14 protein-coding genes are annotated in these 12,868 nt (G+C 75.5%); 6 read left to right on the plus strand and 8 right to left on the minus strand.

Annotated elements, in window-relative coordinates; genetic code table 11:
• Position 1: 1 nt before the first annotated feature.
• The 3 genes from PGB27_RS00970 to PGB27_RS00980 form a co-directional block, all read right to left on the minus strand.
• Positions 2-1,108 carry a glycosyltransferase gene (locus PGB27_RS00970; protein WP_274198458.1) on the minus strand — a complete coding sequence of 369 codons (1,107 nt, stop codon included), beginning with the start codon at positions 1,106-1,108 and terminating at the stop codon, positions 2-4.
• Between the two features lie 130 nt (positions 1,109-1,238).
• Positions 1,239-1,607, minus strand: a complete 369-nt coding sequence (locus PGB27_RS00975; RefSeq protein WP_274198459.1) for a MerR family transcriptional regulator — start codon at positions 1,605-1,607, stop codon at positions 1,239-1,241.
• Between the two features lie 29 nt (positions 1,608-1,636).
• Positions 1,637-3,079: a dihydrolipoyl dehydrogenase family protein gene (locus PGB27_RS00980; RefSeq protein ID WP_274198460.1), complete on the minus strand. Its 1,443-nt coding sequence runs from the start codon at positions 3,077-3,079 to the stop codon at positions 1,637-1,639.
• A 230-nt stretch (positions 3,080-3,309) separates the two neighbouring features.
• Between PGB27_RS00980 and PGB27_RS00985 the strand changes: the two genes are divergently transcribed.
• Positions 3,310-4,464 (plus strand): sodium:calcium antiporter, encoded by a 1,155-nt coding sequence (locus PGB27_RS00985; protein ID WP_274198461.1) that lies wholly within the window; start codon positions 3,310-3,312, stop codon positions 4,462-4,464.
• Positions 4,465-4,495: 31 nt separating this feature from the next.
• Complete coding sequence (locus tag PGB27_RS00990; protein ID WP_274198462.1) at positions 4,496-4,759, plus strand: hypothetical protein; 264 nt, start codon at positions 4,496-4,498, stop codon at positions 4,757-4,759.
• Between the two features lie 9 nt (positions 4,760-4,768).
• Here PGB27_RS00990 and PGB27_RS00995 read toward each other — a convergent pair whose 3' ends face one another.
• Positions 4,769-5,428 (minus strand): maleylpyruvate isomerase family mycothiol-dependent enzyme, encoded by a 660-nt coding sequence (locus PGB27_RS00995; protein ID WP_274198463.1) that lies wholly within the window; start codon positions 5,426-5,428, stop codon positions 4,769-4,771.
• Between the two features lie 126 nt (positions 5,429-5,554).
• Between PGB27_RS00995 and PGB27_RS01000 the strand changes: the two genes are divergently transcribed.
• The gene (locus PGB27_RS01000) at positions 5,555-6,484 is read left to right on the plus strand and encodes a GntR family transcriptional regulator (protein ID WP_274198464.1); all 930 of its coding nucleotides are present in this window, start codon (positions 5,555-5,557) and stop codon (positions 6,482-6,484) included.
• Between the two features lie 32 nt (positions 6,485-6,516).
• Positions 6,517-7,800: an aspartate aminotransferase family protein gene (locus PGB27_RS01005; RefSeq protein ID WP_274198465.1), complete on the plus strand. Its 1,284-nt coding sequence runs from the start codon at positions 6,517-6,519 to the stop codon at positions 7,798-7,800.
• A gap of 19 nt (positions 7,801-7,819) precedes the next feature.
• Here PGB27_RS01005 and PGB27_RS01010 read toward each other — a convergent pair whose 3' ends face one another.
• The 3 genes from PGB27_RS01010 to ypfJ all read right to left on the minus strand — a co-directional run bounded on the left by PGB27_RS01010 (position 7,820) and on the right by ypfJ (position 9,849).
• Positions 7,820-8,371, minus strand: coding sequence for a DUF6790 family protein (locus PGB27_RS01010; protein WP_274198466.1), 552 nt, complete (start codon positions 8,369-8,371; stop codon positions 7,820-7,822).
• A 42-nt stretch (positions 8,372-8,413) separates the two neighbouring features.
• Entirely contained in the window at positions 8,414-8,632 is a 219-nt protein-coding gene (locus tag PGB27_RS01015; protein WP_274198467.1) for a hypothetical protein, read from the minus strand.
• A 209-nt stretch (positions 8,633-8,841) separates the two neighbouring features.
• Positions 8,842-9,849: a KPN_02809 family neutral zinc metallopeptidase gene (gene ypfJ, locus PGB27_RS01020; RefSeq protein ID WP_274198468.1), complete on the minus strand. Its 1,008-nt coding sequence runs from the start codon at positions 9,847-9,849 to the stop codon at positions 8,842-8,844.
• A gap of 90 nt (positions 9,850-9,939) precedes the next feature.
• On the opposite strand from ypfJ, the gene PGB27_RS01025 reads away from it, so the two are divergent.
• Together PGB27_RS01025 and PGB27_RS01030 are read left to right on the plus strand one after the other, a co-directional pair.
• On the plus strand, positions 9,940-10,494 hold the full coding sequence (locus PGB27_RS01025; protein ID WP_274198469.1) for an AAA family ATPase: 555 nt from the start codon (positions 9,940-9,942) through the stop codon (positions 10,492-10,494).
• A 26-nt stretch (positions 10,495-10,520) separates the two neighbouring features.
• Positions 10,521-11,993: a flavin-containing monooxygenase gene (locus tag PGB27_RS01030; protein WP_274198470.1), complete on the plus strand. Its 1,473-nt coding sequence runs from the start codon at positions 10,521-10,523 to the stop codon at positions 11,991-11,993.
• 7 nt (positions 11,994-12,000) lie between these two features.
• Here the strand turns inward: PGB27_RS01030 and PGB27_RS01035 are convergent, their stop codons facing one another.
• Positions 12,001-12,768, minus strand: coding sequence for a DUF4190 domain-containing protein (locus tag PGB27_RS01035; RefSeq protein ID WP_274198471.1), 768 nt, complete (start codon positions 12,766-12,768; stop codon positions 12,001-12,003).
• Positions 12,769-12,868 lie beyond the last annotated feature (100 nt).

Below are 12,868 nucleotides of genomic sequence, written 5' to 3' on the forward strand. Positions count from 1 at the left end.
GTCAGACGAGGGCGCCCTCGAGCCACCAGGCCACGACGTCGGTCTTGGTGGCGCCCCGCGGCCCGACCTGCTCCGCGTCGGTATCGGCGGCGTGGTCGGCGTGGTCGGTGTCGGCGGTGTCGGCGGCGTCCATCGCCCGCCGCAGGCCGGCGGCGAGGTCCGCGACGTCGCCGGGGGCGGTGAGGACGACGCGGGGGTGGTCGCGCAGGTCGTCGGCGAGGCCGGTCTCGGTGGTCGTGACGACGCGGCAGCCGTGCGTCAGCCCCTCCACCAGCGGCAGCCCGATCTGCTCGCGCCAGCCCGGCCGCCGCACCGAGGGCATGGCGACCACGGCGGCGGCGCGCAGGAGCGCGTGGACGGTCGCGCGGGGCGGGTCCGCCACGATCGACACCCCGGTGGGCACGGGCCGGTCGGTGGCCCCGCTCGGGTCGGCGACCACGAGCCGCCAGCCCCGGTCCACCGAGCCGGCGTGCTCCCAGGCGGCGGTGAGCACCGCGAAGCCCTTGCGCTCGCTGGGCGTGCCGAGGAACAGGACGGTCCGCTCGCGCGGCGTGCCGCCGTCGACGCGGGGGCCGCACACGCTGCACGCGCTCAGCCGCGGCGTGAGCACCGTCTGCCGGGTCCCGCGCAGCGCCCAGCCGAAGGCGCGCCGGTAGTTCTCGGCGGCGCCGCTCGTCCCGAACACCACGGCGTCGAGGGCCAGCAGCACCGACACGCCCATCCCGAGGACGGCCAGGCGCGTGGCCGCGGCACCGAGGACGGGCCGGTGCCCCAGCGAGCGGGGAGCGAGGCGCGCGCGGGCGTCGAGGTTCTCGATGGCGTAGGTCGCGACGGTGATCCGCGGGCGGCGCAGCTTCGCGAGCGCGATCCAGCGCAGCGCCCGCACCCACTCCCCCGTCCACAGCGGCTCGGCGACCTCGAGCACCGCCAGCTCGCGGTCACGCAGCGCCGTGAGCAGCCGGCGCGGGGTGAAGGGTGCGACCCGCGGGTCGGCGAGCAGGGCGGGGTCGGCGTCGGCGCGGCGGGACGTGAACAGCAGCGCCTGGGTCGCGGGCATCTCCTCGACGACCGAGCTCCGCAGGTCCGGCACGATCCGCAGCGTCTGCACGCGAGGAGGTTCCCCGGTGGCGCCGGACCATGCGGCCGGCACGACACGTCACGCCCGGCAGGTCGTCGCGCGACGACGATGCGGTGGAGCCGGGTGCTGCACGCGACGACCGGGGATCACCCGCCCGACGTCAGGCCACCGGCGCGACCGCCCGGGACCGGCGGTTGACGTCGATCAGCTCGTCGAGGGCGTCGCGGGTGCGCACCAGGTCGGCGATGTGCCCGGTCAGCCGGTCGCGCTCGGCGACCATGAGGTCGAAGGCGTCGTCGGAGGTGGCGTCGCTCGGGCGGTCCACGCACGGGAGCACGGCGGCGATGGTGCGGCTGGAGAGCCCGGCGGCGTAGAGGCGCTGGAGCAGCAGCACCCGGTCGACGTCGTGCTCGGCGAAGCGGCGGTGGCCGCCGGCGCTGCGCGTGCTGGTCAGCAGCCCCTGCTCCTCGTAGTACCGCAGCGACCGCACGCTCGCGCCGGTGCGCGCCGACAGGTCCCCGATCTGCATCCCGGCCTCCTCGTGTGTCGACCTCCGGTCTACAGGCCGTAGGTCTCGAGCAGGCGCAGCCAGACCTCGCTCATCGTCGGGAACGACGGGACGGCGTGCCAGAGCCGCTCGAGCGGCACCTCGCCGACGATCGCGATCGTCGCCGCGTGGACCATGTCCGCGACGTCCTGCCCGACGAAGGTCGCGCCGACGATGACGGCGCGGTCGGTGTCGACGACGATCGTCGCGAACCCGTCGTACCCGTCGGCCTGCAGCGAGCCGCCCGCGACGCTGCCGATCTCGTAGGACACCGCGCGCACCGGCAGCCCGGCGTCGCGGGCCCCGGCCTCGGTGTACCCGACGGCCGCGACCTGCGGGTCGGTGAAGATGACCTGCGGGACGGCGGTGTGCTCGGCGGTCGCGGCGTGGTGCGAGTACCGCCCGCCCAGCTCCTGGCCCCGCGAGCGCGCGACGACCACGTCACCGCAGATGCGCGCCTGGTACTTGCCCATGTGCGTCAGCTTCGCGCCGGTGCTGGCGTCGCCGACCGCGTAGAGCCAGTCGCCCAGCACCGTGGTGCTCTCGTCGGCGTCGAGCGGGCGGCCGGGCTCCAGCCCGACGGTGTCGACGCCCAGGTCGGACGTGGCAGGCCGGCGGCCCGCGGCCACGAGCAGCTCCGACCCGCGCACCTCGGACCCGTCGTCGAGGGTCGCCACGACCTCACCCCCGGTCGAGCTCCGCTCCGCTCCGTCTCCCGAGCCCCCGTCGCGCCGGACCGCGGTCATCGACGTCGAGAGCCGGACGTCGACGCCGTCGGCCTCGAGCGCGGCCTGCAGCCGGCGGCCGGCCTCCGGCTCGGTGGTGGGGATCAGGCGGTCGCCGTGCTGGACGAGCGTGACCCGCGCGCCGAGCCGCCGGAACACCGTCGCCATCTCGACCCCGACCACCCCGCCGCCGAGGATCAGCAGCGACGCCGGGATCTCCTTGACCTGGGTGGCCTCCTGGTTGGTCCACGCGTTCACCGTGTCCAGCCCGTCGATCGGCGGCCGCGCGGGCGTCGAGCCCGTGGCCACGACGACGTACCGGGCGGCGACCGAGGTGGTCGTGCCGTCGTGGTGGGTCACCTCGACCGCGCGCTCGCCGGCCAGCCGCCCGTGCCCGCGCAGCAGGGTGATGCCGGCGCCGGAGAGCCAGTCGGCCTGCCCCGTGTCGTCCTCGGCGGCGAACGCGTCGCGCCGGGCGAGCACCGCCGACACGTCGACGCCCCCGGACACGGCCTCGGCGACACCGGGCATGCGCTGGGTGGCCGCGTACAGGTCGACGGGACGCAGCAGCGCCTTCGACGGGATGCACGCGTAGTACGAGCACTCGCCCCCGACCAGGCGGGACTCGACGATCGCGGCCGACAGGCCCTGCTGGTGCGCGCGGCCGGCCACGTTCTCGCCGACCGGTCCGGCGCCGATCACCACGACGTCGACCTCGAGGTCGCTCATCCGTCCGACTCCTCCTCGCGGGCTGGGCGCGTCGGGGGCATCCTCCGGGCCCCGTGCCCGGGGGCGCCACCCGTGCCGGACGTGTCACCCGCCCGGTCCGGCCGCCGTTGCGCCGTCCGGCCCTACGCGGATCTGTGACGCACGTCAACCCGTTGCACCACGCGATGATCCCGATCACCATCACCTCGACGCGATCTCTGTCGACATCGGCGTATCCGAGGAGCTGAGCCGTGGCCGCGATCCCCATCATCGAGTTCGTCCTGGGCATCGCGGTGCTCGTCTACAGCGCGGAGAAACTCATCGGCTACCTGGTCGGCGTCGCCAGCCGCTGGGCGGTCTCGCTCTTCCTCATCGCCGTGGTGTTCACCGGCATCGAGTTCGACGACCTCGCGTTCGGGATCGCGCTGAACCTCGAGGACCTCAGCGAGGTCGCGCTCGGCACGGTCATCGGCACGACCATCGCGATGACGGGCATCGTGCTCGCGCTCATGGCGATCGTGGCGCCGTGCGCCGTCGACGTGCCGAAGAGCTACCTCGCGCTGTTCGTCGCCGCGCCCGTCGTCATGTACGCGCTGGCGCTGACCGGGGCGCTGTCGGTGGCCACCGGTGTCGTCCTGCTGCTGCTCTTCGTCGCGTTCGTGGGCTGGATCGCCTACCGCGAGTACTCCGCGCGCCGCCCGGTCTTCCGGAACGCCGAGCTCTACGAGCAGCTGGAGAAGGCCGGTGTCGGCGCCGGTGGGGGCGGGACGGCCATCCTGACCCGCGAGGGTCCGGGCGACGACGCCGGCGGGACCGCGACCGCGAGCACCGGCGGCACCGGCGGCACCGGCGGCGGCGGTGACGGGAAGGGCGGGGGTTTCCACCTCCCGCCCGACCTGCGCGTCGACCAGGGCTTCCTCAAGGCCCGGCAGGCCTCGCCGGCCGGCACGATCCTGCTCGCGGTGGTCGCCCTCGTCGGCCTCGTCGTCGGCGCGCTCATCGCCGGTCAGGGCACGGAGGGCATCCTCGAGAACTTCGAGATCGAGGGCACCGTCTTCGGCGTCACCATCGCGACGCTGGCGCTGACGCTCGAGGACATCCTGCTGTCCGTCGAGCCCTCCCGCCGTGGCGCGCCGGAGATCGGGATCGCCAACGTCATCGGCAGCGTCGTCTTCTCGGTGACGGGCAAGCTCGGGATCATCCTGCTGATCGGCGGCGCCATCCTCGTCGACGACGACACGCTCGTCTGGCACATGCCCGTGCTGCTCGTGTTCACCGTGCTCTCGGCGGTCTTCCTCGCCACCGGGCGACTGCGTCGCTGGCACGGCGTCGTCCTGCTCGCCCTCTACGTCACCTACTTCGTCCTGAGCCTCGTGCTCTTCGGCGAGGTCCCGGTCGACGACTGAGCCGGCCCGCCCCGAGAGAAGGAGGACGACGGTGACCAAGGATCGAGTCGGAGCCGGGCTCGCGGTCCTCGCCGCGATCATCGGTCTGGTGCTGGTCTTCCAGTTCCCGCAGATGGAGCCGGGCGGGGACGACGACGACGACGCGCCCGCCACGGGGCAGGTCGTCGAGGCGCCGGGGCAGCCGGCGCCGATCCCCGGGCAGCCGCAGCAGCCTGCGCCGGGGGGCCAGGTCCAGCAGCCGGCGCCGGCGGAGCAGCCCGCGGACGCCGACGGCGACGACGATGACGACGGCTGAGGCCGGCCCCTAGGCGGAGGGCGGGGCGAGGCGCTCCCGCAGCGTCGCCACCCCGGGGCCGTGGAGGTCGTCGAGGTGCGCCGCGCGGCCGGCCATGACCATGACGAGCGCGAGGGTCGGGCCGGTGACCTCCGGTCCGTCCCCGACGTCGAAGGGACCGTCGGTGGCGCGCAGGTGCAGGCCTGCGGACACCGTCCGCCCGCTGACCGTGAAGTCGCGGCTCGCGAAGAACGCCGCCACCGCGGTCGTCGTCGCGACCGGCGGGGCGTACCCGATCCCGAGCGGCCGGCGGACGTCCTCGCCGTGCACGACGACCTCGCCGAGCCACGCCGCCTTCGGCCCCCACGTCGACGTCGTGCTGTCGATGACCCCCCGGAACCGCGCGAGGGTCTCGGCCGGGGTCGCGCCGCGGTGCTCGGCGAGGCGCCGAGCGTTGTGGAGGTCGAAGTCGAAGCGCGCGCCGAGCACGCTGCGCAGCCAGCGCCAGGGCCCGACGCTCGCCGCGGCCGTGAGGTGGGCGACGGTGTCCTCGACCGTCCAGCGGTCGCACAGTGACGGCGCCGCCCACTGCGCGGCGCTGAGCCCGGCGAGGTCAGCGGCGAGCGCGGCCCGCTCGGTACGGGTGGCGGCGAGCACGGTGGCGGTGTCGGCGGGGTCGGCCACGGTCATGAGCATTCCTCCCGGCGCTGCGGTGCGGTCACGGAGGTGGACGGCCGGGAGGGCCGGGAGTCATCGGTCGCCGACGAGGGCCGTTCCGCACGCCCGACCCCGTTGTCCTAGGACTACGCTCGCCCCGTGCCCGATCTGCGCCTCGACGCGACGTCGGGGACGCCCGTGTACCGGCAGATCGTCGAGCAGGTCCGCTCGCTGGTCGAGGACGGCGGGCTGCTCCCGGGCGAGCGCCTGCCGACCGTGCGCCGGCTCGCCGACAGCCTCGGGGTCAACCGCAACACCGTGTCGAAGGCGTACGCCACGCTGCGCGGGCTCGGCGTGATCGAGACCCGGGCCGGCGGCGGCACGGCGGTGACGGCGCGAGCCCCGCGCCCCGGCCCGCAGCCCGACGCCCACCGGGCCCCCGGCCCCCTCGTCGACGCCGTGCGCGAGGCGGTGCGGTCCGGCCTGTCGCCCGGCGAGGTCCGTGACCTCGCCTTCGTCCTCGCGCAGCGGGCCGCGACCGAGGTGCGCACCGTGTTCGTCGAGTGCAACCACGAGCGCGCGCAGGCCTTCGCGAAGGAGCTCGGCGACCGCCTGCACGCCGAGGTCCGCCCCAGCCTCCTCGACGAGCTGGACGCGACCGCCACCGACGGCGACCTCGTCGTCACCACGTTCTTCCACCTCGCCGAGGTGCGGCGGTGGGCGCACCACGCGCAGCGCGACGTCGAGACCGTCGCCGTCGTGGTGGCGCCGCACATCCGCACGCTGGCGCGGGTCGCGGACCTGCCGGCGGGCGCGCGGGTCGGCGTGCGCTACTCGACCCCGCACCAGGCCGAGCAGGTCCGGGACTGGTTCCGCACGGCCGGGCTCGCCGACGTCGTCGTCGTGCCGCACGACGGGGACGTCCCGCCCGACCTCGCGGTGCTCGTCGTGCCCAGCGAGGACCCCGGGCTCGCGGCGGGCGTCGGGCGGGGCACCGAGGTGGTCGAGTTCGGCAACGTCCTCGACGAGGGCTCCATCCGGATGGTCGGGGAGGTCCGGGACCAGATCCGGCAGACGCGCACCTCTTGACCTAGGACAACTTCCGGCCCACCCTCGGGAGGGTGTCCGACCGCACCGAGCACCTCGTCCGCTACGGCGTCCCGTTCGCCCCGGAGCTCGTCGCGCGGGCGCACGGCTCGCGGGTGGTGACCGTCGACGGCACGGAGCTCCTCGACTTCACCTCGGGGCAGATGAGCTCGGTGCTGGGGCACAGCCACCCCGAGGTCGTCGAGACGGTCACGCGGGCGGTCGCGACGCTGGACCACCTGCACAGCGGCATGCTCAGCCCGCCGCTGCTCGACCTCGCCGCGGCGCTCACCGACACGCTGCCGGAGCCCCTGAGCAAGGTGCTGCTCGTGAGCACCGGCGCGGAGTCGAACGAGGCCGCGCTGAAGATGGCCAAGCTCGCCACCGGCCGGTACGAGGTCGTGTCGTTCGACCGCTCGTGGCACGGCATGACCCACGGCGCGGGCGCCGCGACGTTCTCGGCCGGGCGGCGCGGGTACGGCCCGCCGGTCCCCGGCAACCTCGCGCTGCCGACGCCCGACGCGTACCGCTCGCCGTTCCGCCGCGCCGACGGCAGCCACGACTGGTCCGCCGAGCTGGACTTCGGCTTCGAGCTCGTCGACCGCCAGTCCGCGGGGAGCCTCGCCGCCTGCCTCGTCGAACCGATCCTGTCGTCGGGCGGCATCATCGAGCTCCCGCCCGGCTACCTCGCGCGGCTGCGGGAGAAGTGCGACGAGCGCGGGATGCTGCTCGTCCTCGACGAGGCCCAGACCGGCGTCGGGCGCACCGGCACGATGTACGCCTTCGAGCGTGACGGCGTCGCCCCCGACCTGCTGACCCTGTCGAAGACGCTGGGCGCCGGGCTGCCCGTGGCCGCCGTCGTCACGTCGCCGGAGATCGAGGCGGTCTGCCACGAGCGCGACTTCCTCTTCTACACGACCCACGTCTCCGACCCGCTCGCCGCGGCGGTCGCACACACCGTGCTGCGCGTGGTGACGCGCGACGGGCTCGCCGACCGGGTCCGCGGGCTGGGCGAGGTCATGAGCGCGCGCCTCGGCGAGCTGCGCGACCGCCACGAGCAGGTCGGCGACGTGCGCGGGCGCGGGCTGCTCCAGGGCGTCGAGCTCGTCGCGGACAAGGCCAGCCGGACGCCGGACCTCGCGCTCAACCACGAGCTCACCGCCGAGTGCCTGCGCCGCGGCCTGCACGTCAACATCGTCCAGCTGCCCGGGCTCGGCGGTGTGATCCGCATGGCGCCGCCGCTGACGATCACCGATCACGACCTGCACCTCGGGCTCGACATCCTGCGCGACGCGCTGGCGACGACGGCCGGGCGCTGAGTCGCGCGTCGGGGCTGCCTCAGGTCGCCACGTAGAGGCCGATGACGACCAGCGGCGCGACGACGTCGAACCAGAAGATGAACCCGGTGTTGCCCGGCGACGTGTTGCCCGCGCGGAGCCGCTGGACCACGTGCCCGACGGCCGCGCCCAGGTAGAAGATCGAGAACGCGATGACGGTGGCGAGCTGGAAGCCCCGGTCGAACCCGGGCGCCATCACCCCGAGCACGCCGATCAGCACGCCCGCGAGCCCGACCTCCCACTGGAACGGGCTCCCGCGCGGCCAGCCGATGGCGTCGGCGATCGGGTCGGGCATCAGGAGGTGCCCGGAGCCGATCATGATCGCGTTGACGCCGACGATCCAGGCCAGCGCGTTGTCCAGCGTCGCCGGGAGCAGGCCCGCGGTGCCGTGCTGCGCCAGCTGCACGACCTCGGCGACGACGAAGCCGACGATCCCGACGTAGGTCGTCAGGCTCAGCAGCCGCAGCACCCACGGCGGCGGGCCGTCGCCCGGGGTCGCGGCGGGCGCCGTGACGCCCGCGTCGGTCCGCACCGGCGGCTCCTCGGTGGTCACCGGCCCATCGTCACAGCGCCGGGCCCGGGAGGCACCACCCGCTCAGGTGGTCCGGTGCGCCCGCGGGTCGACGATCGCCAACGGCGCCGTCGGCTGGTGCGTCGCGTAGCGGCGGGGCCGGCCGTCCCGCGGGGGCGGCGGCGGGGCCGCCGGCACGCCACGGGTGTCGACGGTTGCGAGGACCTCCGTCCCGAACGGCCACCCGGTGCGCCGCGCCGCACGCGCGGCGTCGGCGAGCTGGTCGAGGTCCCGGCCGCTCACACCGCCCGCGCGGGGCGCGGGCGGGACGTCACCGGCCGGCGGCCCCGGCTCCGGGCGCGGGGTTCCGGGTGCCGCCTCGCGACGCCGGCCGGACCGGGTCCTCCTGTGGTGTCCCATCGCCGACCACTCCCCCCGCGTCGTGCCCGCCGTCACCCCGGAGAACGAGCGACGTCGCCCCGGGCAACGACGGGCCCGCGATCGGGCGAGGGTCAGCCGAGGTCGTCGGTGCGGAAGGTGTCGCAGCGGGTGGGGTCGCCGGTGGCGTAGCCCGTGGTCAGCCACTTCTTGCGCTGCGCGGACGTGCCGTGTGTGAACGAGTCCGGGTCGACCGTGCCGCCGCCGAGTCGCCCCTGGATGTAGTCGTCGCCGATGCGCTGCGCGGCGTCGATCGCGCCGTCGAGGTCGGCCTGCGTGACGTCGGTGATCAGCGCGGGACGCCCGTCGGCGGGCGCCGTCGCGTGGTTCATCCAGACCCCGGCGTAGCAGTCGGCCTGCAGCTCCAGCCGCACGGCGTCCGACGTCGCGCCCTGGCGCGTGCGGACCGCGGCCTCGGTGCCGAGCAGGTCCTGCACGTGGTGGCCGTACTCGTGGGCGAGCACGTAGGCGTTGGTCAGCCCGCCGCCCTGGGCGCCGAACTGCTGGCGCAGCTGGTCGTAGAACGTCAGGTCGATGTACACGAGGTCGTCGGCCGGGCAGTAGAACGGCCCGGCGCTGGAGTCGGCGCTGCCGCACCGGGTGTTCACCCGGTCGGAGAAGAAGACCGTGTCGACGCGCTGGTAGGTCGGCGCCGCCCCGCGGGTCACCCGGGCGACCCGGGCGTAGCCGCCGCCCGCCCAGTACGCCTGGATCGAGTTGATGTCCGCGACGATCGCGCAGTCGGGGTTGGTGTTCGCGTCCGCGCCGGTGCGGCACTCGCTCGCGAGCTCGGACGTCCCGGCGACCGGCGGCCCGCCCGGCTCGCCGAAGCCGCCCGCCACCGGCACCGACGTCCCGGCGCCCCCGCCCAGGAACGACACGGCGAGGAACCCGACGACGACCACGACGACGACGACCCAGCTGACCTTGCCGCTGCGCCCCCGGAAGAGCAGCGACACGAGCATCGGCAGCAGGCCGCCGGCCGGCCCGCCGCCACCACCCCCGAACGACCCGCCACCGCTCCGGCCCCGCTGGTCGGTGACCTCGGACGCGTCGAGCTGGGCGTCGTCGTCGTAGCGCATCGCGTGGCTCCCGGCCGGGTGGGGACGTCGTGTCGGGGACGATCCTGACGCAGGCGGGCCGCAGGCGTCGCCTCGTGCGACGGTGTGCCGGTGCGCGCGGAGGTGTACGTCGTCGCGGGTGCCCCCGGCGCGGGCAAGAGCACGGTGGCCGACCGGTTGATCGACCTGCTCTCGCCGCCCCCGGCCCTGCTCGACAAGGACACGATGTACGGCGGGTTCGTCGCGGCGACGCTCGCGGCCGCCGGGCGGCCGGACGGCGAGCGCGAGGGCCCCTGGTACGACGAGCACGTCAAGGTCCACGAGTACGCGGGCATGACCGCGGTCGCCCGGGAGGTCCGCGCGCGGGGCTGCCCGGTGGTGCTGTGCGCGCCCTTCACCGGACAGATCCGCGACCCCGCGCGGTGGCGGGCGTGGGTCGAGGAGCTCGGCGGCGAGCCCGTGCACCTGATCTGGGTGTCGTGCGACCCGTCGACGCTCTGGCGGCGCCTCGAGGCTCGTGGCCGGGCGCACGACGCCGGGAAGCTCGCGGCGTTCGACGCCTTCGTCGAACGCATGCGCCCGGCCACGCCGCCCCCGGTGCCGCACCTGCCGGTGGACACCACCGCGGCGATCGACGATCAGCTCCCGCACGCGCAGAATCCCTGATCGGGACTTCCGCAGAGGGGGCGGCCGTGGTCGACCGGGAGCTCGACGCCCTCGTCATCGGGGCGGGGGTCGGCGGCCTCGCCGCGCTCCACCTGCTGCGCGAGCAGGGCCTGCGCGTCCGGGCCTACGACGCCGCCGAGGACGTCGGCGGGGCGTGGTGGTGGCACGGCTACCCCGGGTCGCACCTCGACACCGAGGGCGCCGCGTACCAGTACTCCTTCTCCGAGGCGCTCTACCGCGACTGGGGCTGGAGCGAGCGGTACCCCGCGGGCTACGAGGTGCTGCGCTGGCTGCGCTTCGTCGCCGACCGGCTGGACCTGCGCCGTGACCTGGCCCTCGCCACCCGCGTCGTCAGCGCCCACCTCGACGAGGCCCACGGGCGCTGGACGGTGCGCACCGACCGCGGCGAGACCGTCGACACGCGGTTCGTGGTCGCGTGCACCGGCCTGCTCCCCGGGCCGGCCGCCGACCTCGCGACCGGGGACTTCGCCGGCACCGTGCTGCGCACCTCGCACTGGCCGGAGGGCCGCCACGACCTCGCCGGACGGCGCGTCGGCGTCGTCGGTCCGGGCACGGCCGGCGTGCAGCTCGTGCCGTGGATCGCCCGCGACACCGCGCACGTGACGGTGCTCTCGCGGGCGCCGGTGTGGGTCGTGGCGCGGTCGAACCCCGTCTACGGCTGGGCGGAGCGCGACGCCTACCGCGCGCGGTTCGCCGAGCTGCGCACGACGCTGCCGACCACCGCGACCGGGGACCGCTACGCACCCCGTCACCGCCCCGCCGACCTCGACCCGGCGCAGCGCCGGGGCCTGCTCGAGGGCCTGCTGCGCGACGGCTCCCGGCGGCTGTGGCTCGACGGCCTCACCGGGCTGGGCACCGATCCCGCGGTGGACGCCGAGGTCACCGCCGTCGTCCGCGACGCCATGGTCGTCCGCCTCGGCGACCCGCGGCTCGTCACGGCGCTCGTGCCCGACGACCACGGCGTCGCCGCCGGCCCGGTCGCCCTCGACGACGGCTACCTCGAGGCGTGCACGCGCCCGGACGTCGACGTCGTCGACCTGCGCCGCGACCCGGTCGCGGCCGTGCGCCCGGAGGGTGTCGCGCTGGTGTCGGGGGCCGTCCACGAGCTCGACGTCCTCGTGCTCACCGAGGAGCCCGACGCGGGCCCGCCCGCGCTGGGCGGCATCGACGTGCGGGGGCGCGACGGGCGCCCGCTGGACCCGGAGACATCACTGCTGGGGCTCGCCACGCCCGGCTTCCCGAACCTCCTCACCACCGCCGCCCCGCCCGCCCCCACGTCGCGGCACGCGGTGATGACGACGGTCCGCGAGCACCAGGCCGCGTGGATCGCCCGCGCGGTCGGGGACCTCGACGCGGCGGGGTGCACGACGCTCGAGGCGGTCGGCTCCGGGCCCGCGTCGGTCGACGGGGTCGGCGACTACCTGGCGCGCTGCGCGGCGGAGGCCGCGGCGGGCTACCCGTCGTTCCGCCGTCGCTGACGGGGTCCTACGACGCGGGCGACCAGACGCAGTCGCCGCTGAACTCGACGAGGCCGTCGCTCGCGCGCACGGTGATGTAGGCGGGACCCTCGTTCGTGGTCTCCGGGATGCCGATGGGGGTGCCGTCGGCCTGCTTGCGATAGGCGGCGCAGAACGGGAAGAGGCTGTCCGCGGGCGCGCCGGCGGTGCGGTAGCGGCCGGGCGCGATCTCGCCGCCGACGGTGTAGGTGCCCTGCCCGAAGCTGCCGGCCGGGACGGCCGGCGCGGGAGCACTCGCCGAGGACGGCGCGGAGGAGTACGTCGGCGCGGTCGAGCCGGTGCCGGACGTCGACGGGGTGCTCGTGGCGGAGGCGAAGGCGGACACCCAGAGCACGCAGATGAGCAGGCCGACCGCGCCCAGCACGATACCGGCGTTCGCGAGACCGCGGCCGACGCCGCCGCGCCGGATCGCGGCCGCCTGGGCCACGATCGACAGCACCAGCCCCACCGGGCTGATCACCCACGCCACGATCCCGACGAACGGCACGAGCGCCAGCACGGCACCGACGAGCGCGACGACGAAGCCACCGGTCGCCAGGCCGTTGGTCGGCTGGGGCACGACGGGCGGGGGCCCGTAGTACCCGGCCGACCCGTACGGCGACGGGTACCCGGGGGCCGGCTGCCCGTACGGGGACCGGCCGTACGGGGACTCGCCGTACGCCGGCTGCGCGTACGGCTGCGGTCCCGGCTGGGCCGGCGGCCCGGGCCGGTACGGCGGCGGGTGCTGCTGCGTCATCGCTCGTCTCCCCCGACTGATCACCTGCTCGCCGGTGTCTCGTCGGCCACGGACCGGACGTTACGGGGCGTCACCCCACCGGGTCGGGCGCCGCACCCCG

Origin of the sequence: Actinomycetospora lemnae, from assembly GCF_028737315.1 — a bacterium.
Lineage (GTDB): Bacteria > Actinomycetota > Actinomycetes > Mycobacteriales > Pseudonocardiaceae > Actinomycetospora > Actinomycetospora lemnae.